This window comes from Actinacidiphila sp. bgisy167 (assembly GCF_057707665.1).
The window spans coordinates 1-19458 of the sequence record NZ_JBYIQP010000069.1 but is presented as its reverse complement, the minus strand read 5'-3'; the positions used below and the strand labels follow the sequence as shown (position 1 = coordinate 19458).

The window sequence follows — 19458 nt, the reverse complement described above, 5'->3', positions numbered from 1 at the left end:
GGATCGGTGGTGAGGCATGGGTGTGCACTCCGCGACATGAGAGGTTCCGACGATGGACCCGATGCCGCGGCGAAGAGCGCCGCGGCTATGCCCGGCGCAGCCTGATGTAGTAGGTGCAACCCATGGCCCGCACGCTATCGGGACGCCGTTCGGCTCCGCACCTGGTTTTCCGCGGTCCGACCCGGGTTGTTCCGCGGTCCCGGAGCCCGCGCGCCCACGGCAAAGGCGCGTTCGGGCCCTGTCCGGTCTCCCCGCGCGCTGCTTCACTGGGCCCATGACGTCCCGAGACGCCGTCCTCGTCGCGGCCACCGTCGCCGTCGGCCTCATGGCCGGGCTGTTCTTCGCCTTCTCCGTCGCAGTCATGCCGGGTCTGGCCAAGACCGCCGACCGCACGCTCGTCGAGGCGATGCAGCGCATCAATGTCGCCATCCGAAACGGCTGGTTCCTGCTGGCCTTCGGCGGGTCGCTGCTGCTGTTGGGAGCCGCTGTGGCGCTCTGTCTCGGCGAGGACGGCCGCGGTCCGCTCCCGTGGGTGATCGCCGCGACCGCGCTCTACCTGGCGGTGCTCGCCGTCACCTTCGGCGTCAGCATCCCGTTGAACGAAAGTCTGGACGCGGCGGGGGACCCCGCGCGCCGGGCGGACATCGCCGACGTGCGCGAGCGGTTCGAGGCGGCGTGGGTCCGCTGGAACCTGGTGCGCACGCTCCTGCACGGGCGCGCTGGGCTGCTCGGCCTGGGCGCTCGTGCTCAGCGGCCGGGTCGCCGCGGAAGCGGCGCGGCACACAGGGCACATGTGAAGTCGTCGTCCTTGACGAGGTTGCGCTCGCCGCAGCGGGGGCAGTGCCGGAAGACGACCGCCTGCGTGAACCAACCGGGGCGGGCGAGCCCGGCGCGGTCGAGGGCTGCCGCCAGGGCCGGCCAGGAGGGTTCGGGGTCGGGGCAGTATCCGGTCGACTGGTTGCTGACCTCGCTCACCTCCCAACCGCCGTCCTCCCGTGCGGCGAACGCGATCTCTCCGGCGGCGAGGACGGGCCCGCCCCCGGCGCACGCCACGTGCTCGCTGCGGCGCGGCGCGAGCAGGAGCGTGCCGGCCGGGTCCACGACGTACGTGAAGGGCTCCTCGCGTTTGGCGGCTGCGGCGCCCTCCAGCCACTCCCGGAGGTCGTCCGGTGCGCGCACCGCGCGGCCCGCCGCGCCCGGTCGGACGACGGCGGCGCGGAGGTCCTGCGGTCCGACGTAGGTGAACGTCCCGGACGGCGTGGGCATGGCGGCGGTCCCCTCTCTCGGCCCCGTGTGCGAGCGGGCCGAGCGTATGCCCCGGCCGAGGTCCGGCTCACCGGGTGGACCTTCCGGGCTCGGGCGCGGGCCGGACCGCCGCCGGCCGGCGCCGGGTGGCGCCGGTGTGCCGGCCCCGCGAGCGCGCGCACTTCCGGCCACCGCGGCCGCTCCGGGCGCCTGGGACAGGGCTCGGCATGGTCCACCCGGTCGTCTCATCTTCCGGCCAGAGGGCAAGGGAACGGACACGAGCGCGTAATGTGGGCATCGTGACCGTGAACGCTGAAACCATCGCCGGGCGTCAGACCTGGCGCTCACTGCCCGCGGCGCAGCAGCCTGAGTATCCGGATCCCGAGGCTCTGCGCGAAGTGATCGCGGAGCTCGAGTCGTATCCGCCGCTCGTCTTCGCAGGCGAGTGCGACCAGCTGCGCGACCGCCTGGGTGCTGTCGCCCGGGGTGAGGCGTTCCTGCTGCAGGGCGGCGACTGCGCCGAGGCCTTCGACCAGATCGGGGCCGACCAGATCCGCAACAAGCTGAAGACGCTGCTGCAGATGGGCGCCGTTCTCACCTATGCCGGGTCCGTGCCGGTCGTGAAGGTGGGCCGGATCGCCGGCCAGTACAGCAAGCCGCGTTCGAAGCCGACCGAGACCCGGGACGGGGTGACCCTCCCCACGTACCGCGGCGACTCGGTCAACGGCTTCGAGTTCACCGAAGTGGCCCGCGTGCCGGACCCGCAGCGCCTGAAGCGGATGTACCACGCCTCCGCCGCGACGCTCAACCTCGTACGGGCCTTCACCACCGGCGGCTACGCCGACCTGCGGCAGGTGCACGCCTGGAACCAGGACTTCGTCCGCTCCTCGCCGTCCGGGCAGCGCTATGAGGCCCTCGCCCGGGAGATCGACGGCGCGCTCAACTTCATGCACGCCTGCGGCGCGGACCCGGAGGAGTTCAAGACCGTCGAGTTCTACGCCTCCCACGAGGCGCTCCTGCTCGACTACGAGTCGGCGCTGACCCGTGTGGACTCGCGTACCGGCCGGCTGTACGACGTGTCCGGCCACATGGTGTGGATCGGTGAGCGCACCCGTCAGCTCGACCACGCGCACATCGAGTTCGCCTCGAAGATCCGCAACCCGCTCGGCGTGAAGCTCGGCCCGACGACGACGCCCGAGGAAGCGCTGGCGCTGATCGACCGGCTGGACCCGGAGCGCGAGCCCGGCCGGCTGACCTTCATCACGCGCATGGGCGCGGGCAAGGTGCGCGACCTGCTCCCGAACCTGGTGGAGAAGGTCACCGCCTCGGGCGCCCAGGTCGCGTGGGTGTGCGACCCGATGCACGGCAACACCTTCGAGGCGGCCTCGGGCCACAAGACGCGCCGCTTCGACGACGTGCTCGACGAGGTCAAGGGCTTCTTCGAGGTGCACCACGGCCTCGGCACCCACCCCGGCGGCATCCACGTCGAACTGACCGGCGACGACGTGACGGAGTGCGTGGGCGGCGGCGACGAGATCTTCGTCGACGACCTGCACCAGCGCTACGAGACGGCCTGCGACCCGCGGCTCAACCGCAGCCAGTCGCTCGACCTGGCCTTCCTGGTGGCGGAGATGTACCGCGGCCACTAGGCCGTCCCCTTGCGGGCGTGAGAGGGGCGCGGATCACACCGATCCGCGCCCCTCGTCGGTTTTCAGCCACCGGTTCCGGCGGTAAGGTTAGGTTTACCTCAGACCGGAATGACGAGAGCGGTGAACCGTGTACGTCTGCTCATGCTTCGGCATCACCGAAGAGCAGGTCAAGCAGCATGCGGACGCCGGTCGCTGCACCCCTCGCCAGATCGCCTCCGCCTGCAAGGCCGGCACGGACTGCGGTTCCTGTGTGCGCCGGATACAGGCGATTCTCGGCCGTGGCGCGGGTGGCGTCACCCGGACGAAGCTCGAGACCGCGACACCCGCGCAGCCCGCTCCCTCGTCCGCGCCCCGGCCGGTCCCGCCCGCGCTGCCCCTGCCCCTGCCCGTGCCGCTGCCGGTCACGGTTCCGCTGCCCGCGGCCGCCGGCGCCGCCTGAGGCGACCGGCCGGCCCCGGCCGCGGGCGGTCCGGTCCGTTCAGCTGTCGGGCTGCTCGATGACCTGAGCGATGTACAGCGGCTCCCCGAGCTTCTCGATCAGCTCGAGCTGGGTGTCCAGGTAGTCGATGTGGTGCTCCTCGTCTGCGAGGATGTCCTCGAAGATGTTGGCCGAGGTGATGTCGCCCTTCGCCCGCATCACCTCGATGCCGCGCCTTAGGCGGTCGATCGCCTCGACCTCGACCTGGCGGTCGACCTGGAACATCTCGGTGACGGTCTGCCCCACCCGGACGTGGAAGAGCCGCTGGTAGTTCGGCAGTCCCTCGAGGAAGATGATGCGGTCCGTCAGCACCTCGGCGTGCTTCATCTCGTCGAAGGACTCGCGCCGCGTGTACGCGGCGAGCTTCGTCCAGCCGAAATTCTCCTGCATCTTGGAGTGCAGAAAGTACTGGTTGATCGCCGTCAGCTCGCCCGTCAGCTGTTCGTTCAGGAACTCGATGACCTCGGGGTCGCCCTGCATGGCAAGCCCGTCCTTTCCGGAGGAATGGGCACATTGGGCGCATCTTCGCATCGGCGGTGGTAGTGATCCAGTAAGTCCACACTTACTCTTCTGACCCCTGCTGTCATACTTTGGCCGGGTGCTGGTCGTGAGCACTGCATTCGGTCTGTCACCATGGACGCATGGGTCAGTCCGAACGCCGCGAAGGAGAGCTTCCTCCCGGGCAGCGGATCCAGCGGGGCTGGCCGGTGACCCACTACGGACCGGTGCCCAGGTTCAAGCCCGAGCGGTGGGAGTTCCAGGTCTTCGGCGCCACGGCCGACGGCGCCAAACGCGCCTGGGGCCACGAGGAGTTCGCCGCGCTGCCGTACACGACGGTCATGGGCGACTTCCACTGTGTGACCAGGTTCAGCGTGCTCGGGGTCGAGTGGGGCGGCGTGTCCGCCGCCGAGATCCTGCGGCTCGCGCCCCCCGCGCCGGACGTCACGCACGTCATGATCTGGGCCGAGTACGGCTTCAGCTCCAACCTGCGGCTGGACGACTTCGCCGACCCCAAGTCGATATTCGCGACCCACCGCGGTGGCGAGCCGCTGACCGCGGAGCACGGCTTCCCGGTCCGGCTGATCGTGCCCCACCTCTACGCCTGGAAGGGCCCCAAGTGGGTCCGGGGCGTGGAGTACATGACGTCCGACCGCCGCGGCTTCTGGGAGGAGCGCGGCTACCACAACCTGGGCGATCCCTGGAACGAGCAGCGTTACTCCTACCAGGAGGAGCCCGGCGACGGGCCGGAGTTGTAGCCGCCCCCGACCCTGCCGCCGACCTCGCGCCAGGCCCCCTGCCCAACTCTCGCCGCTGCCGGTCAGTGGTAGTGGTGCACGACCGCGTGGCCCTTGCCGCGGCCGATCATCCACTTGTTGACCGGAGCGGTCACCAGGAAGGCGACCGCGAACGCCAGGGCGAGGGCGACCCAGAACAGCGCGTCCGAGAGCGTGGCCTCCATCGCGCCCGGGAGCAGCAGGATCGTCCCGTTGTCCGCGATCTCCATGAAGAGGATCGAGACGGTGTCGGCGGCCAGCGCCACCCGTACGGCGCTGCGCAGGCCGAGGCCGGCGCGGAGGACGCCGCGTACGGTGAGCGCGTAGCCGAAGACGAAGGCCAGCGCGATCGCCAGGACCATCGTCGGGGCGTCGTGCCAGCCGAGGGCGGTGCCGATCGCCATGCCGAGGATCTCGCCGATGGCGCAGCCGGTGAGGCAGTGCAGCGTGGCCAGGGCGGCGGTGCCCCACGAGGCCGAGCCGGCGCCGCGGCCGTGGCCCTGGTGGTGGTGCGGGTCGTCGTGCTGCGCGGTGTCGTGGTGGTGCGGGTCGTCGTGCTGCGCGGTGTCGTGGTGGTCCCGGTGGAAGTGCTCGACGTGCTCCATCCTGCGTCCCCAGAGATCGTGCCGGCTCGTCGTGCCGTTCACCCGTGACAACCGTATACCCCCCTGGGGTATTCCGGCACTGGTTCACGCACCGCGCAGCGACTTCAGCAGGGCCACGTCGCGGGCCATGCCGGTGCCCTTGGGTCCGCCGTTCGGTGTCTCCACGATCAGCGGCACACCCTCCGTGGCAGGGTGCCGGAACAGCTCCCCGAAGGCGGCGGCGCCGATGTGACCGGCGCCGATGTTCTCGTGCCGGTCCTTGTGGGCGCCGACGACGTCCTTGGAGTCGTTGGCGTGGATCAGCTTCAGGCGTCCCTCGCCGACCGTCGCCACCAGCGCGTCCAGTGCGGCCTTGACCCCTCCGGCCGCCGACAGGTCGTGCCCGGCCGCGAACACGTGGCAGGTGTCCAGGCAGACCCCGAGCCGCGGGTGGTGGTCCAGGGCGTCGAAGTACGGACCCAGGTCCTCCACCAGCGAGCAGAGCGAGGAGCCCTGCCCCGCGGTCGGCTCCAGCAGCAGCCACGGGTCGTCCTCGTGCGTCAGCTCCTCCAGCAGCGGCAGCATCCGCTCCCGCACCTGCGCGAGCGCTGTGGCCCGGGAACGGCCGCCGGTCGCCGAGCCCGTGTGCACGACCGTGCCCAGGGCGCCGATCTCCCGTGCCCGGCGCAGCGAGTGGCGCAGCGAGGCGACCGAGTGGTCGACGGTCGCCTCGGTGTGCGAACCGAAGTTGATCAGGTATGGCGCGTGGACGTAGGCCGGAACGCCCTGCGCGGCGCAGTGGTCGCGGAACTCCGCGTCCTGCCGCGGACTGCCGGGCGGGGTCGCCCAGCCGCGGGGGTTGGCGACGAAGACCTGCACGGTCTCGGCGCCCATCCGCGCGGCCTCCGCCAGCCCGGTGGCGGCCAGCCCGCCGGCCACCGCGACATGGCCCCCCACGGGGTTGCGGAGCGCGGCGGCGCCGCCCCCGGATGTGGCTATCGCACCCACAGTGTGATCGTGCTGCCCTTCGGTGCCTCGGTGTCGCCGGCCGGCGACTGGTTGTTGACCTGGCCGGTGAAGAAGAACTGGATCACACGGACGTCGAAGCCCGCGGCCTCCAGCTTCGCCTTCGCTTCGTCGACGTCCAAGCCTTCCACCTCGGGCACCCGGACCATCTCCTGCCCCTTGGAGACGGTCAGCGTGACCGTGTCGCCGGCCGCCAGCCGCGTGCTCGCGCCTGGTGACTGACCGGCGACCGCGCCCTCGTCCGCCTGGTCCGAGAAGACCCGCCGCGGGGCCACCTTCACCTTCAGCCCGGCGTCCTCCAGCTGCCGGCGGGCGTCCTCCAGCGGCTGTCCGACCAGGTCGGGGACGTCGACGGGCGCTCCCTTGCTGACCACCAGCGACACGGCCGAGCCCGGCCGCCTCTCGGCACCCGAGCCCGGGTCGGTGGAGATCACCCGACCCCGCGACACCTCGTCGCTGAACTCCTTGGAGACCGTCCCCGGGCTCAGGCCCGCGGCCTTGAGAAGGCGCTCGGCCTCGGCCAGCTCCTCTCCCGCGACGCCGGGGACCTTGACCCGTTCCGGGCCCTTGGACACGGTGATCGTCACCGTGCCGTTGCCCCGGATGCGCTCACCGGTGCCCGGGTCGGTGGAGGCCACCTTCCCCTTGCTCATGGCGGGGTCGAAGGCCTCGACGACCTCGACGTCCAGCCCGGCCTCGCGCAGCTGGCGTTCCGCCTGCGCCCGGGGCAGCCCGACGACGGCGGGGGTCCTGGTGAACTGCCCGTCGTTGATGTACCAGACGCCCGCGCCGACCCCCAGGATCAGCAGCAGGGACGTCACGACCGCGACCGCACCGGGTCGCCTGCGGGACCGCGACGCGGGCCGGGCCGCCGTCCGGGGCTGCGGCCGGGTCGGCTCGGGCGGCAGCTCCAGGCGCGCGGTGCGGTGCACCACCGCCGTCGGCTCCTCGGAACCGGCGGGCACGACGGCGGAAAGGGGTCCGGCGGTGCGTGCGGCCGGCGGCACAAGGTCCAGCTGTTCGGGCGTCATGCCCTGGCGCGCCGCGTGCAGCCGTCGCAGCAGCTCCGCGGCGTCGGCCGGGCGCCGGGCGGCGGCGCGCGCGGTCGCCTCGCCCACCAGCGCGTCCAGCTGCGGGGGCAGTCCGGGGGCGGTGGCGGACGGGGCGGGCACGTCCTCGTTCACCAGCTGGTAGACGACCTGTGCGGGCGACCCGCCGCGGTGCGGCTTGACGCCGGTGAGCATCTCGTAGAGCAGCACCCCGCACGCGTACACATCGGTGCGTTCGTCGGACGTGAGGCTCTCGACCTGCTCCGGCGCCATGTACGAGACCGTGCCGAGGACGCCGCTGGTGGAGGTGCTGGTGTGCGTGCCCGCCACCCGGACCAGGCCGAAGTCCGCCACCTTGACGCGGCCGTCGTCGCCGATGAGGACGTTCTCCGGCTTCATGTCCCGGTGCACCAGCCCCGCGCGGTGCGCCGCGCCGAGCGCGGCGAGCACCGGCTCCATGATGTCGAGCGCGGCGCGGGGCGGCAGCGCCCCGCGGTCGCGCAGCACGTCGCGGAGGGTGCAGCCGGCGACGTACTCCATGGCCAGGTAGACATAGGTGTCGTCGGCGCCCTGGTCGTAGACCTGCACCACATTGGGGTGGTCGAGGCGTGCGACGGTCTTCGCCTCGCGGATGAAGCGCTCCACGAAGCCGGGTTCGGCGGACAGCGCGGGGTGCATGACCTTCAGGGCCAGAGGCCGGTCCAAGCGGGTGTCCAGGGCCCGGTACACCGTCGCCATGCCGCCGACCGCGATCCGGGACTCCACCCGGTAGCGGCCGTCGAGCGTCTGCCCGACGAGCGGGTCCTGCAGCGTCCTGTCCACGAAGGTGCATTTTACGGTGCCTACATGACCCTTCTGGGCTAAGCCGCCCAGGTTGTACCCCACCCGTGTCGTACCGCAACCGGCCCGTGACACGGGTCCGGCGGGGGGTCGGCACCGGGCGGTCCCGGTGGCGGTGCCGGGCGGTGGGCGATCCTGGCGGCCGGTCCCCGGCGGCGGTGCGGCTGCGGTCCCGCTCGCGGCCGTGCGCCCGTCCCGGTCCGGCACGGTGCCGCGCCGGCCGTGCGCGGATTCCGCGCACGGCGCGGCCGCGTCGCCTGCCGCCGGTCAGGAGGCGCCGAAGGCCGGACGCTCCGGGTCGAACGCGGCGACCCCCGCGGTGGGCGAGGAGGCGGTCGCATGGTGACGGCGGGGGATGCGTCCGGCCCGGTACGCCAGGCGGCCGGCCTCGACCGCGTGCCGCATCGCCTCCGCCATGAGCACCGGTTCCCTCGCCCGGGTGACGGCGGAGGCCAGCATGACGGCCGAGCAGCCCAGCTCCATCGCCAGCGCCGCGTCCGAGGCCGTCCCCGCCCCCGCGTCCAGGATCACCGGCACCGCCGCCCGCTCGACGATGAGCTCGAAGTTGTGCGGGTTGCGGATGCCGAGCCCCGAGCCGATGGGTGAGCCCAGCGGCATGATCGCCGCACAACCCACGTCCTCCAGCTTCCGGGCGAGCACCGGGTCGTCGTTCGTGTAGGGCAGCACGGTGAAGCCGTCCTCCACGAGGGTCTCCGCGGCGTCCAGCAGCTCCACAGGGTCGGGCAGCAGGGTGCGCTCGTCGGCGATCACCTCCAGCTTGACCCAGTCGGTGCCCAGCGCCTCCCGAGCCAGGCGCGCGGTGAGCACGGCCTCGCCCGCGGTGTAGCACCCGGCGGTGTTCGGCAGGACGCGGATGCCGTGCCGGGCGAGCACCGACAGCACCGACCCCTGGACCGTGGGGTCCAGCCGCCGCATCGCGACGGTGGTCAGCTCGGTCCCGGAGGCGAGCAGCGCCTGCTCCATGGCCTCCAGGCTGGGAGCACCGCCCGTGCCCATGATCAACCGGGAGTCGAAGGCGGTGCCGCCGATGGTCAGCGGGTCGTCGGCCATGGGGTCAGCCTCCCTGGACTGCGGTGAGGACCTCGACGCGGTCGCCGTCGCACAGCGCGGTCGCCGGCCACTGCGCGCGCGGGACGACCGTCTCGTTGAGCGCCGCCGCCACCCCGGAGGGGGCGGCGGTCAGGGTCGCGACGAGGCGGTCGAGGGTGACGCCCTCGGCGACCTCCCGCACCTCGCCGTTGACGGACACGGACACAAGGAGGGGCGCGGTCATGCGGGCTGCTCCTGGAGGGCGAAACGGTCGGGGGAGAAGGGCCGTGCCAGGGCGGGCGGCTGCGACCCGGTGAGGACGTCGGCCATGACGTCGCCGGTCAGCGGGGTCTGCAGGACGCCGTTGCGGTGGTGGCCGGTGGCGAGTACCAGTCCCTCGAGCGCGGCGCGGCCGAGCAGCGGGGCGTTGTCGGGCGTGCCCGGACGCAGCCCCGCCTGCGTCTCGGCCAGCGGGAGTTCGGTGATGCCGGGCAGCAACTCGTGGGCGTCGCGGAGTAGTTCGTACACCCCGCCGGCGGTGACGGTGGTGTCCCAGCCCATCTCCTCGCTGGTGGCGCCGACGACCAGTTCGCCGTTCTCGCGCGGCACCAGGTAGACGTGGCCGCCGCGGACCACGGCCCGCACCGTCCGCGAGAGGAAGGGCGCGTACGCCGGCGGCACCCGCAGCCGCAGCACCTGCCCCTTCACCGGCCGTACGGGCGGCAGTACCCGCGCGGGCAGCCCCTCGATCCGGCCGCTGAGGCTGCCGGCGGCCAGCACCACCGCTCCCGCGGCGATCCGGTTGCCGTCCTCCAGGACGACCCCCTGCGCGCGGTCGGCCACGACCTCCACCCTCGCCACCCGCGAGCGCCGGAAGTCCACGCCGGCGTGCTCGCAGGCGCGCACCAGTGCCGCCGCCAGCCGCCGGGGGTCGATCTGGTGGTCGCCGTCGACCCGCAGGCCGCCGTGCACGCCGGGGGCGAGCATCGGTTCCAGGCGGCGGCACTCACGGCCGCCGAGCCACTCGGATGCGAGACCCAAGGACTGCTGGAAGGCGTGGAGTTCGCGCAGTTGCGCGCGGTCGTCGGCATCCAGGGCGACGGCCAGGGTGCCGCAGGTGCGGTACCCGAGTCCCAGCCCCGTGCTCTCCTCCAGCTCCGCCACGAAGGACGGATAGCGGGCGGCCGCGGCGAGGTTGAACTCCAGCAGCGCCTGCTCGCCGTACTGCACCTCCGTGACCGGGGCCAGCATCCCCGCGGCCACCCGGGCGGCCCCGCCGCCCGGTTCCGGGTCCGCGACCACGGTGCGCAGGCCCTGCTGGGCGGCCCGCCACGCGGTGACCAGCCCGATGATCCCGCCGCCGATCACGACGACGTCATGGACCACGTCACGGGTGTCATGACGGTGCATGATGTTCCCGCTCCTCCCTTCGCCGGCATGACCCGGATCAGGTTCGTACGGTCGGCGGCCGCTCCAGCCGCCCTCTCAGCCCGGTGCGCCGGGCTCCCGCGAGTACTCCCCACCCACATTAGTACGCGCCGTCCGCGGCGAGTAGGGCACCGGTACGGCGGGCGGCGCCCCCGCGGCGCTACGGTGATCGCGTGACCAGCAGCAGCGGGCAGCGCGCCGTCGTCGTAGGGGCCGGGATGGCCGGAGTCCAGACCGCGGTCTCCCTGCGCGAGCAGGGATGGGGCGGCACGATCACACTGATCGGCGCGGAACGGCACGCCCCCTACGACCGGCCGCCGCTGTCCAAGGGCGTGCTCTTCGGCGCCGAGGAGGGCCCGGCACTCGACGTGGACTTCGCCGGCATCGGCGTCGAACTGCTGCTCGGCCGGCAGGCCGTCGCCCTGCGCCCCGAAGAGCGGCAGGTCCGGACCGACGGCGGCCCGGTCGCGTACGACAAGCTCGTCCTGGCCAGCGGTGCCGAGCCGGTCATGCTGCCCGGCAGCGAGGGCACGCCCGGCGTCCATGTGCTGCGCACCCTGGACGACGCCACCGCGCTGCGCCCGGTGCTGGAGAACCGGAACCGGGTCGTGGTGGTCGGCGCGGGCTGGATCGGCGCCGAGTTCGCCACCGCGGCACGCCACGCGGGGTGCGAGGTGACCGTCGTCGAGGCCGCCGACCGGCCGCTCGCCGGGGTGCTGCCCGCGCACATCGCCGAACGGATGCGCGGCTGGTACGCGGAGGAGGGCGTCGAGCTGCGCACCGGCGCGGTCGTCTCCTCCGTCGAGGCGGGAGCCGTACGCCTCACCGACGGCACCGTGCTCGACGCCGAGGCGGTCGTCGTCGGGATCGGCGCGCGGCCCGCCACCGGGTGGCTGGCCGGTTCCGGCGTCGCGCTGGGGCCGGACCGCTCGGTCCTCGCCGACGACCGGCTGCGCACCTCGGCGCCGGACGTGTACGCCGTCGGGGACTGCGCGTCCTTCCCGTCGGCCCGGTACGGGGAACGGCTGCTGATCCACCACTGGGACAACGCGGTGCAGGGGCCGCGCACCGCGGCAGCGAACATCCTGGGCGGCGACGAGACCTATGATCCCGTCCCCTATTTCTGGTCGGAGCAGTTCGGGCGTTTCGTGCAGTACGCCGGACACCACGGGGACGCCGATCCCATGCTGCTGCGCGGCGACCCGGACGGCCCCGCCTGGTCGGTGCTGTGGCTGCGCGAGGGCCGGCTGGTCGCGCTGTTCGCCGTCGGGCGGCCCCGTGACCTGGCCCAGGCCCGCAAGCTCATCGCCCGCGGCGCCCGCGTCGACGAGGCTTTGGCGGCCGACCCGGCGGTGCAGCTCCGGGCCGCGGTCGTCTGACCCGCGGTCGACCCGCGGCCCGGGGCAGGGGGCCTGCGGACCGCGCGGACCGCGTCCACGGGCCTCAGGGGCGCGGCGTACGCGTCAGGACGGAGCAACGGGTGGGCCGAGCGGTTCCATCGTGTCGGTCCGGGATGGCACGCTTGTCCTGTGACCGAGATCGACGCAAAGATTGACTCCCTCGTTCCCTCCTGGCTGTACGTCCCCGACGTCGCCGAGCGCCTCGGCGTGGAGGTGACCCGGGTCCGCCAGCTCATCAAGGAAGGCCAGCTCATCGCCGTGCGGCGCGGTGAGAACCGGGTGCTGATGATCCCCGCCGACTTCATCGGCGAGGGCAAGATCGTGAAGGGCCTCGCGGGCACCCTCACCCTGCTCAAGGACGACGGGTTCAGCGACGCGGAGGCACTGGAGTGGCTGTTCACCCCGGACGAGAGCCTGCCCGGCACCCCCGTCCAGGCGCTGCGTGACAACCGCGGCACCGAGGTGAAGCGCCGCGCCCAGGCGCTCGCCGTCTGACGCCCGACCCGCCGTACCCACAGCAGCCACCCGAGGGGGACCGCTCGCATGAGCACGCCCGTGAGCACCAGCACGAGCAGCAGTTCTGCCGGCGCGCCCGGCAGCAGCCGGGCCCGGCTCGCCGGCGCCCGGCTCTACCTGTGCACCGACGCGCGCAAGCGCCATGGGGGCCTGGCGGAGTTCGCGGCGTTCGCGGACGCCGTGCTGGCGTCCGGGGTGGACGTCATCCAGCTGCGCGACAAGGCCTTGGAGGCCCGCGAGGAGCTGGAGTACCTGGCGGTGCTCGCGGAGGAGTGCCGACGGCACGGAAGGCTGCTCGCGGTGAACGACCGCGCCGACGTCGCGCACGCCGCGGGGGCGGACGTCCTGCACCTGGGCCAGGGCGACCTGCCGGTGCCGGCCGCCCGCGCGATCCTCGGCGAGGAAGTGGTCATCGGGCGGTCCTGCCACTCCGAGGCCGAGGCGGCCGCTGCCGCCGTGGAGCCCGGTGCGGACTACTTCTGCACCGGGCCGGTCTGGCCCACCCCCACCAAGCCCGGCCGACCCGCCCCCGGCCTCGGCCTGGTCCGCTACACGGCGGGCCTGGGGACGGACCGCCCGTGGTTCGCGATCGGCGGCATCGACCTGTCCACCGTGGAGCAGGTGCTCGACGCCGGGGCCCGCCGCATCGTGGTCGTCCGCGCCGTGACCGAGGCGGACGACCCGGGCGCCGCGGCGGCCGAGCTCGCCAAGCGGGTGCGCTCCTACGACGACTGAGCCCGCGGCCGGGGCGGGGGCTCACGCGGGCCGTACGGGGGCGTGAGAGGGCCGTACGGCGGCGCGCTGGGGTCGCGGTGCGCAGGGCACGGGGGCGGCCGGGGATCCGTCCCGCGTCGCGAGCGCGGACTGTCCAAGGAATGGACGTTTGGGCGCCGCTGTTGGGGCGCCGGACCCCGCGCCACTAGCCTGAGGCGCATGGCCCTCGGAACCGCCTCCACCAGAACCGATCACGCGGTCACCATCCGTGAGCTGCTGGCCTCCGGCGAGCGCTCGTACTCCTTCGAGTTCATGGCGCCGAGGACCGAGAAGGGCGAGCGGACCCTGTGGAACGCGATCCGCCGCATCGAGGCGGTGGGCCCGACCTTCGTCTCCGTCACCTATGGCGCCGGCGGCACGTCGCGCGAGGGCACCGTCCGGGCGACCGAACGCATCGCCTCCGACACCACCCTGACCCCGGTGGCGCATCTGACCGCGGTCAACCACTCCGTCGCCGAGCTGCGGAACATCATCGGCCAGTACGCGGACGCCGGCATCCGCAACATGCTCGCGCTGCGCGGCGACCCGCCCGGCGACCCCATGGGGGAGTGGCAGCGGCACCCGGAAGGTGTCGACTACGCCTACGAACTCGTGCGGCTCATCAAGGAGTCGGGCGATTTCTGCGTGGGCGTGGCCGCCTTCACCGAGATGCACCCCCGCTCGACCGACTGGGAAAGTGATACGCGTCACTTCGTCGAGAAGTGCCGGGCGGGCGCGGACTACGCCATCACCCAGATGTTCTTCAACCCCGAGGACTACCTGCGCTTGCGTGACCGGGTCGAGAAGGCCGGCTGCGAGACCCCGATCATCCCCGAGATCATGCCGGTCACGAACGTGCGGCAGATCGAGCGCTTCGCCCAGCTCGGCAACGCGCCTTTCCCGCAAGAGCTTGCGGACCGTATCCTCGCGGTCAACGACGATCCGGCCGCGGTGCGGGCGATCGGGGTCGAGTACGCGACCGAGATGTGTCGGCGGCTGATGGCCGAGGACATCCCGGGGCTGCACTTCATTACCCTTAATCACTCCACGGCGTCGTTGGAGATCTACGAGAATCTGGGACTGCACCAGAGGTCGTAAGGGCGGAACAGCCGCCCTGGTTGGCCGACGACGGTGAATGGTGAGGAAGTGCGCGCATGGCCTACGCAGTGCTCTACATCGCCTTCGGGGTGGTCGCGCTGTGGCTGCTCGGTGAAGTGCTCCTGCAGTACAAGGCGCGGTTGAGATGGCGGCTGCTGGCCTTCGCGGGATTCCTCGGCGTCGTCCTGGGCGTCACCCTGCCCTCGATCCTCGTCATCGCGGCGGGAGCCATCGCCTTCGGCGTCGGCCAGACCTTCGTCACCCTCTCCTACCGCCGCGGCTTCGTCGAGGGCTGGGCGCTCAAGGCGCCCAAGGGCCATGGTGACGGCGAGGACGACGACGATGACGCGGCACCGCAGCCGCGTCGGGGCGCCGGTCGCCGCGGCCGGGACGCGCAGCACGAGGAGGCGCCCGCCGACGGCGTGGCGCCCCCGTACGAGGAGCCCGGCGTCGAGGCCCCCGCCGGTGCGGGTGCCGGGCAGCCCTACGATGCCCAGGCCGCCCACACCGCCGCCGGCCCTGCCGCCGCGGCGCCTGCCGGCATGGACTCCACGCAGGTCTACCAGCCGATGCCGATGCACGAGGACAGCGGCGAGTACCCGATGTACGGCGGGCAGCCGAACCAGGCCCAGCCCTCCTACGCCCAGGACCCGTACGCCGGCGCGGGCGCCGGTTACCAGGGCTACGAGGCCACCACCGGCTACGGCGACTGGAACGGCGGTCAGCAGCAACAGCAGCCCGCCGCCGCCTCGTACGAGGCCTACGGGCAGCAGCAGACCGGTGGCTGGGAGCAGCAGGCGGCCTACGGTGGCTACCAGGACCCCTATCAGGGCCAGAACCAGGGCCAGAACCAGGGCCAGGGCGCCCCTCAGCAGCAGTACGGCTACGACACCCCGGCGGGCGGCGTGTGGGTGCCGCAGCAGGGTGGGGAGCAGCAGCCCTACATCCCGCAGCAGGGTTCCTACGACCAGCAGGGGCAGGGGCAGGGGCAGTACGACCCGTACGACCCCTACCGGTACAACTAGCGACTGGGTCGCGGGCCCGTCGGCGACGACGGGCCCGCTCCGGCCGGACGTCCGGCCGGCCGTCGGCACCTCAACCTCCTCGGCGGGGAGGGGTGTTCACCGGTGCCTCGCGGGCAGGGGCGGTCTCAGCGGCTGCCGCCCGGGCCGCCCGCTATGTGGTCGGCGGCGATGGCGCCGGACATGCCCGTGTGGGCGAGGCCGCCGCCGGGGTGGGACCAACCGCCCACCTGGTACAGACCCGGGACGAGCAGCCGGTTGCCGGGGTGCAGGTGCGCTCCCTGCGCGCCGGCGAGGGCGGGGCGGGGGAGTCGTCCGCCCGGAGTGCCGGTCTCCTCCTCGGTGTCGGCGGGCGTGTGCACGGCCCGCCACAGCAGGCGTTCCGGCAGGTCCGGCAGTACCGCCGCAGCGGCCGCCTGCACCGCGTCCGCGGCGCGCTCGGCCAGGCCCGGCGCCCGCCAGTCCACTCCCGAGGAGCCGTGCGGGGGGACCGTGACGCCGAGCGTGACCGACTCCGAGGCGTCGTCGGGCCGCAGCGTGTCGTCGTCGGGGCGCAGCACCGTGACCGTCGGGCGGTCGTACAACTCGCCGCGCGCCAGCGCCGCCGCCTCGGCCTCGAGGTCCTCGGTGTGGACGACCGTACGGTGCGCCGCGTCCGCGGGCCGCGCACCGCGCAGCGCCAGGCAGACCGTCAGGCGTGCGGGGCCCTCGCAGCGGGGGCCGGGGCCGAGGCCGTCCCACACCCGGGCGGCCGGCCAGGTGTCGCCGGAGCCGTCCGACAGCAACGGGGGGAGCAGCCAGGGAGCCACCCCGGCGACCACGGTGTCGGCGTCGACCCTTGTACCGTCGGCGAGTTCGAGGCCGGCCGCGCGGCCGTCCTTCACCACGATCCCCGCCACCACGGTCCCGAAGTGGAACTCCACTCTCCGTGCCACGCACCGCTCCTGCACGGCGTCGGCCAGTGCCCGCATGCCCCCGCGCACATACCAGCTGCCGAAGGTCTGCTCCATGTACGGCAGCACCGCGGCGCTCGCGGGCACGGTGCGCGGGTCGAAACCGTACGCCAAGGGGTAGGAGCCGAGCAGCGCGGCGAGTCGCGGATCGGCCAGCTCGCGGCGGGCCACGTCGGCCAAGGCGGGTGCCGCGCCGCGCCGGAGGAGGCCTCGGCGTACGGGAGGCGCCGGATACGGATCGCGGCCGAGCGGGGAGGCGTCGCGCGCGAGCGCGTCCTCCAGCAGCGGCCGGCGCGTGGCGTCCCATACCTCCCGGGCCCGCACCAGCAACTCGCTCCAGCGCTCGCCCGCGCCGCTGCCGAGGGCCTCGTCGAGGGCCGCGACCACCCCGCCGCGCGACGCGTTGGGCAGCGACACGGAGGTGCCGTCGGCGAAGACATGGCGGCTCGCCGGGTCGACCTGGCGGAGGGCGACGCTCTCCTCCAGGCTCTCCCGGCCGGTCTTGACGAACAGGTCGCGGTAGACCGCGGGCAGGTGCAGCAGACCGGGGCCGGTGTCGAACCCGAAACCCGCCCGCTCCAGGCGCCGCACCGCACCTCCGTGGGTGCCGGTTCGTTCGTACACCGCCACCCGGTGCCCGCCCGTAGCGAGCCGGGCGGCGGCAGCCATGGCGCCCATCCCGGCGCCGATCACCGCAATCCGTGCCATGAAGGGGACTTTAACCCCAGCCGCCGACAACGCCGCGACCCGGCCTGCGGCGTTCCCTCCAGGCCCTCCAGCGCTGCCAGGCGCGGCGGATCCGCGACTGTACGAAGAACACCAGGGCGATGCCCACCACCAGCAGTGCGGCTGCGATGCTCGCCGCGGCCACCGGGTGGAAGACCGCGAAGGCGATGATCGAGGCGACGCCGGCGTCCTCGGCCAGGCTGATCACGATGTTGCTCGCGGGCTCCGGCGAGGTGTTGACGCCCAACCGCAGTCCGGCCTTCACCAGATGGCTCACCAGCGCCGTGGTCGCGCCGACCGCGCCCGCCGCCAGTTGCGGCAGCGAACCGTCCTGACCGGCCAGCAGGGCCGCCACCACGCCTCCGGCGACGGGCCGGATCGCCGTGTGGACGGCGTCCCATGTGCTGTCCACATAGGGGATCTTGTCCGCCACCGCCTCGCACAGGAACAGGACGCCCGCGACGATCAGGACGTCGGGGCGCTCCAGAGCCGGCGGAATGTCGTCGCTGAGACCCGTGGCGCCCATCAGGCCCAGGAGGAAGACCACGGCGTAGGCGTTGATCCCACTCGCCCAGCCGCTGGTGAACACGAGCGGAAGTACCGACATGGGCCGTGATGCTACCCAAACCCCGGGCGGCGCCGCCTCATTGGAGCGCCGCGGCTCAGGCAGTGAGTATCCGTACTCAGGACCCGGATTGAGTATCCGCGCGGATGAGGCCGGACCGGCCCGCAGGCCAAGGTGGAGGCAACGGAAGGGCACGGCGCCGGCACCGCCGACACGGGGCGGCGGAACGGCGCGGCGCCCGGCCGGTGCGCGGGGGGTGCCGTCCTGGAACGGCCCGACGGGGGATCGGGCCGCTCCGGGCGGCGTGCCGTCGCACGGGGCTCAGGCGCGGGCGTCCCCCGCGAGGCGTCCCCGCAGGAGCCGCGACAGGGCAGCGTGCACGTCGTCGATCGAACGCTCGGGCTGGAAGGACAACCAGTCCAGCGCCGCGACGAGCACCATCCCGAACAGGGCGGCCGCCGTGAGCGGCACATCGGTCTCCTCCGAGAGTTCGCCCGCCGCCACCGCGTCGTCCAGTGCCTGCTCCACAACCGCGACCGCCTCCTTGCGCAGCACCATGAGCGTGCCCTGCCAGGGACGGTTGGTCCGCCACAGCTCGGCCACGTACAGCCGCGTGAAGGACGGGTATGCGGCGATGCAGGCGAGACCCGCCCGGGTCATCGCGTCGACGGCGTCCACGTGGCCGCCACCGCGCGCCACGACCTCCGCGCCGGCCTCCCGCAGGGAGGCCGTCAGCAAACCGGCCCCGTGCCGTAGCAGCTCTTCGAAGAGTTCGTTCTTGCTGCCGAAGTTGTAGTAGACGGTCCCCTTGGCCACCCCGGCCCGCTCGGCGATCTCGTCGACCGTGGTGGCGGAGAAACCCTGCTCGGCGATGAGCGTGACCGCGGCCGCGAAGAGCCTTTGCCGGGTGGCCCGCCGTCGTGCGCTGTTCATCGGGTTCCCTTCGTGGATCGCCCGCTCTGCGGGCGGGAGGAGACGAAGTCTCTGCGGGGCGGGGCTGGAGGGTATGCCGTGCCTGCGCTCCCGTCAGGGAATCGCTCCGCCAGGCGCACGCGGCGTCCGCGGCGCACGTCGGCCCCTGCTGCGCCTCCTGACGCCCGGGTGCTCACAGGGGGCGCCCCTTTCCTGAACTGACCGGTCAGTGCAAAAAAGGTACCCGACGGGGTCGTCGGACCGCGAATTCCGGGCGCCGTCGGTGGCCCGCGGCCAAAGTGTGCAGGTCACAGCGATTGTCAGTGGTGTGCTTCACGATGAGTGAGGAAGGCAGGGAAGTGTCGGACACGTCCCAGACAGGAGGTATGCGATGACCGCGCCAGGCCTCAGCGGCAGCGCCGCCGACGTCCACCCCGTTCCGCGCAGGACCACCGCCCCCGCGGCCGCCCTCGACCTGTTCGCCCAGGCCCGGCGGGGCCTTGAGGAGGCGGCTGTCCTGGAGAGCGCCAACGACCGTTTCGTCACCGCCCACTTGGCCGCGCTGCGTACCGCGGCGGCCGTCCTCGCGGTGCGCGGCCGCCCGGAAGGCACCAGGCGGGGCCGCCAGCGGATACGCAGCGCGTGGGAGGTCCTCCCCGAGGTCGCGCCCGAACTGGCCGAGTGGAGCGCTCTGTTCGAAGCGGGGGCCGGTCGGCGCGCCCGCGCAGAGGCCGGTATCCAGGGCGCGGCCGGCGCCCGCGAGGCCGACGACCTCCTCCGCGCGTCGGAGACGTTCCTGCGGCTCGTGGAGCGCATGCCGGCGCTGCGACCCGTTCCGGACGGGCGGCGGACCGGCCGCCCCGCCTGATCGGCCGCCGGGGCGGCGGCCC

The 19458-nt window shown here is 73.1% G+C and carries 20 protein-coding genes, 1 pseudogene and 1 riboswitch; of the genes and pseudogenes, 10 read left to right on the top strand and 11 right to left on the bottom strand.

Features of this window, described 5'->3' with window-relative positions; translation table 11 throughout:
- Nucleotides 1-52: 52 nt before the first annotated feature.
- Nucleotides 53-667: pseudogene (locus tag AC3ET4_RS23260) on the top strand (anthrone oxygenase family protein); the annotation flags it as partial.
- Between the two features lie 80 nt (nt 668-747).
- Here the strand turns inward: AC3ET4_RS23260 and AC3ET4_RS23255 are convergent.
- Nucleotides 748-1266, bottom strand: coding sequence for a hypothetical protein (locus AC3ET4_RS23255; RefSeq protein ID WP_431952481.1), 519 nt, complete (start codon nt 1264-1266; stop codon nt 748-750).
- A gap of 278 nt (nt 1267-1544) precedes the next feature.
- Here AC3ET4_RS23255 and AC3ET4_RS23250 point away from each other — a divergent pair, with 278 nt between their 5' ends.
- Nucleotides 1545-2894, top strand: a complete 1350-nt coding sequence (locus AC3ET4_RS23250) for a class II 3-deoxy-7-phosphoheptulonate synthase (protein WP_431952479.1) — start codon at nt 1545-1547, stop codon at nt 2892-2894.
- Nucleotides 2895-3021: 127 nt separating this feature from the next.
- Nucleotides 3022-3333, top strand: coding sequence for a (2Fe-2S)-binding protein (locus AC3ET4_RS23245; RefSeq protein WP_431952477.1), 312 nt, complete (start codon nt 3022-3024; stop codon nt 3331-3333).
- A gap of 39 nt (nt 3334-3372) precedes the next feature.
- Here AC3ET4_RS23245 and bfr read toward each other — a convergent pair whose 3' ends face one another.
- Nucleotides 3373-3852: a bacterioferritin gene (gene bfr, locus AC3ET4_RS23240; RefSeq protein WP_431952475.1), complete on the bottom strand. Its 480-nt coding sequence runs from the start codon at nt 3850-3852 to the stop codon at nt 3373-3375.
- 161 nt (nt 3853-4013) lie between these two features.
- Between bfr and AC3ET4_RS23235 the strand changes: the two genes are divergently transcribed.
- Nucleotides 4014-4628, top strand: a complete 615-nt coding sequence (locus tag AC3ET4_RS23235; protein WP_431952473.1) for a sulfite oxidase-like oxidoreductase — start codon at nt 4014-4016, stop codon at nt 4626-4628.
- A gap of 62 nt (nt 4629-4690) precedes the next feature.
- Here AC3ET4_RS23235 and AC3ET4_RS23230 read toward each other — a convergent pair whose 3' ends face one another.
- The 6 genes from AC3ET4_RS23230 to thiO form a co-directional block, all read right to left on the bottom strand.
- Complete coding sequence (locus AC3ET4_RS23230) at nt 4691-5251, bottom strand: DUF4396 domain-containing protein (protein WP_431952517.1); 561 nt, start codon at nt 5249-5251, stop codon at nt 4691-4693.
- Between the two features lie 84 nt (nt 5252-5335).
- Nucleotides 5336-6238 (bottom strand): deoxyribonuclease IV, encoded by a 903-nt coding sequence (locus AC3ET4_RS23225; RefSeq protein ID WP_431952471.1) that lies wholly within the window; start codon nt 6236-6238, stop codon nt 5336-5338.
- Nucleotides 6226-8127, bottom strand: coding sequence for a Stk1 family PASTA domain-containing Ser/Thr kinase (pknB, locus tag AC3ET4_RS23220; RefSeq protein ID WP_431952469.1), 1902 nt, complete (start codon nt 8125-8127; stop codon nt 6226-6228). Before pknB ends, AC3ET4_RS23225 begins: the two co-directional genes overlap by 13 nt.
- Nucleotides 8128-8412: 285 nt before the next feature.
- Nucleotides 8413-9216: a thiazole synthase gene (locus tag AC3ET4_RS23215; protein WP_431952467.1), complete on the bottom strand. Its 804-nt coding sequence runs from the start codon at nt 9214-9216 to the stop codon at nt 8413-8415.
- A 4-nt stretch (nt 9217-9220) separates the two neighbouring features.
- A complete protein-coding gene (gene thiS / locus AC3ET4_RS23210; RefSeq protein ID WP_431952465.1) occupies nt 9221-9439 on the bottom strand; it encodes a sulfur carrier protein ThiS in 219 nt (72 codons plus the stop codon).
- Nucleotides 9436-10605 (bottom strand): glycine oxidase ThiO, encoded by a 1170-nt coding sequence (gene thiO / locus AC3ET4_RS23205; RefSeq protein ID WP_431952463.1) that lies wholly within the window; start codon nt 10603-10605, stop codon nt 9436-9438. Before thiO ends, thiS begins: the two co-directional genes overlap by 4 nt.
- Nucleotides 10602-10715, bottom strand: a riboswitch (TPP riboswitch). (Overlaps the previous gene by 4 nt.)
- 126 nt (nt 10716-10841) lie before the next feature.
- On the opposite strand from thiO, the gene AC3ET4_RS23200 reads away from it, so the two are divergent.
- The 5 genes from AC3ET4_RS23200 to AC3ET4_RS23180 all read left to right on the top strand — a co-directional run bounded on the left by AC3ET4_RS23200 (nt 10842) and on the right by AC3ET4_RS23180 (nt 15415).
- Nucleotides 10842-12002: an NAD(P)/FAD-dependent oxidoreductase gene (locus AC3ET4_RS23200; RefSeq protein ID WP_431952515.1), complete on the top strand. Its 1161-nt coding sequence runs from the start codon at nt 10842-10844 to the stop codon at nt 12000-12002.
- A gap of 150 nt (nt 12003-12152) precedes the next feature.
- On the top strand, nt 12153-12518 hold the full coding sequence (locus tag AC3ET4_RS23195) for an Rv2175c family DNA-binding protein (protein ID WP_431952461.1): 366 nt from the start codon (nt 12153-12155) through the stop codon (nt 12516-12518).
- Between the two features lie 48 nt (nt 12519-12566).
- Complete coding sequence (thiE, locus tag AC3ET4_RS23190) at nt 12567-13274, top strand: thiamine phosphate synthase (protein ID WP_431952459.1); 708 nt, start codon at nt 12567-12569, stop codon at nt 13272-13274.
- 198 nt (nt 13275-13472) lie between these two features.
- The gene (gene metF / locus AC3ET4_RS23185; protein WP_431952457.1) at nt 13473-14390 is read left to right on the top strand and encodes a methylenetetrahydrofolate reductase [NAD(P)H]; all 918 of its coding nucleotides are present in this window, start codon (nt 13473-13475) and stop codon (nt 14388-14390) included.
- A 56-nt stretch (nt 14391-14446) separates the two neighbouring features.
- Nucleotides 14447-15415, top strand: a complete 969-nt coding sequence (locus AC3ET4_RS23180; RefSeq protein WP_431952455.1) for a hypothetical protein — start codon at nt 14447-14449, stop codon at nt 15413-15415.
- Between the two features lie 125 nt (nt 15416-15540).
- Here the strand turns inward: AC3ET4_RS23180 and AC3ET4_RS23175 are convergent, their stop codons facing one another.
- The 3 genes from AC3ET4_RS23175 to AC3ET4_RS23165 all read right to left on the bottom strand — a co-directional run bounded on the left by AC3ET4_RS23175 (nt 15541) and on the right by AC3ET4_RS23165 (nt 18589).
- Nucleotides 15541-17073 carry a phytoene desaturase family protein gene (locus AC3ET4_RS23175; RefSeq protein WP_431952453.1) on the bottom strand — a complete coding sequence of 511 codons (1533 nt, stop codon included), beginning with the start codon at nt 17071-17073 and terminating at the stop codon, nt 15541-15543.
- A 10-nt stretch (nt 17074-17083) separates the two neighbouring features.
- Entirely contained in the window at nt 17084-17698 is a 615-nt protein-coding gene (locus tag AC3ET4_RS23170; protein ID WP_431952451.1) for a DUF4126 domain-containing protein, read from the bottom strand.
- Between the two features lie 279 nt (nt 17699-17977).
- Complete coding sequence (locus AC3ET4_RS23165) at nt 17978-18589, bottom strand: TetR/AcrR family transcriptional regulator (RefSeq protein ID WP_431952449.1); 612 nt, start codon at nt 18587-18589, stop codon at nt 17978-17980.
- Nucleotides 18590-18959: 370 nt separating this feature from the next.
- On the opposite strand from AC3ET4_RS23165, the gene AC3ET4_RS23160 reads away from it, so the two are divergent.
- Complete coding sequence (locus AC3ET4_RS23160; protein ID WP_431952447.1) at nt 18960-19436, top strand: SAV_6107 family HEPN domain-containing protein; 477 nt, start codon at nt 18960-18962, stop codon at nt 19434-19436.
- Nucleotides 19437-19458: the final 22 nt, after the last annotated feature.

Bases quoted from the DNA above. Each gene is read 5' to 3' on its own strand.
- AC3ET4_RS23175 (WP_431952453.1), bottom strand. From the start codon at position 17,073: ATGGCACGGATTGCGGTGATCGGCGCCGGGATGGGCGCCATGGCTGCC.
- AC3ET4_RS23160 (WP_431952447.1), top strand. From the start codon at position 18,960: ATGACCGCGCCAGGCCTCAGCGGCAGCGCCGCCGACGTCCACCCCGTT.
- metF (WP_431952457.1), top strand. From the start codon at position 13,473: ATGGCCCTCGGAACCGCCTCCACCAGAACCGATCACGCGGTCACCATC.
- AC3ET4_RS23170 (WP_431952451.1), bottom strand. From the start codon at position 17,698: ATGTCGGTACTTCCGCTCGTGTTCACCAGCGGCTGGGCGAGTGGGATC.
- AC3ET4_RS23255 (WP_431952481.1), bottom strand. From the start codon at position 1,266: ATGCCCACGCCGTCCGGGACGTTCACCTACGTCGGACCGCAGGACCTC.
- AC3ET4_RS23200 (WP_431952515.1), top strand. From the start codon at position 10,842: ATGGCCGGAGTCCAGACCGCGGTCTCCCTGCGCGAGCAGGGATGGGGC.
- thiS (WP_431952465.1), bottom strand. From the start codon at position 9,439: ATGACCGCGCCCCTCCTTGTGTCCGTGTCCGTCAACGGCGAGGTGCGG.
- thiE (WP_431952459.1), top strand. From the start codon at position 12,567: ATGAGCACGCCCGTGAGCACCAGCACGAGCAGCAGTTCTGCCGGCGCG.
- thiO (WP_431952463.1), bottom strand. From the start codon at position 10,605: ATGCACCGTCATGACACCCGTGACGTGGTCCATGACGTCGTCGTGATC.
- AC3ET4_RS23215 (WP_431952467.1), bottom strand. From the start codon at position 9,216: ATGGCCGACGACCCGCTGACCATCGGCGGCACCGCCTTCGACTCCCGG.
- AC3ET4_RS23230 (WP_431952517.1), bottom strand. From the start codon at position 5,251: ATGGAGCACGTCGAGCACTTCCACCGGGACCACCACGACACCGCGCAG.
- AC3ET4_RS23165 (WP_431952449.1), bottom strand. From the start codon at position 18,589: ATGAACAGCGCACGACGGCGGGCCACCCGGCAAAGGCTCTTCGCGGCC.
- AC3ET4_RS23180 (WP_431952455.1), top strand. From the start codon at position 14,447: ATGGCCTACGCAGTGCTCTACATCGCCTTCGGGGTGGTCGCGCTGTGG.
- bfr (WP_431952475.1), bottom strand. From the start codon at position 3,852: ATGCAGGGCGACCCCGAGGTCATCGAGTTCCTGAACGAACAGCTGACG.
- AC3ET4_RS23235 (WP_431952473.1), top strand. From the start codon at position 4,014: ATGGGTCAGTCCGAACGCCGCGAAGGAGAGCTTCCTCCCGGGCAGCGG.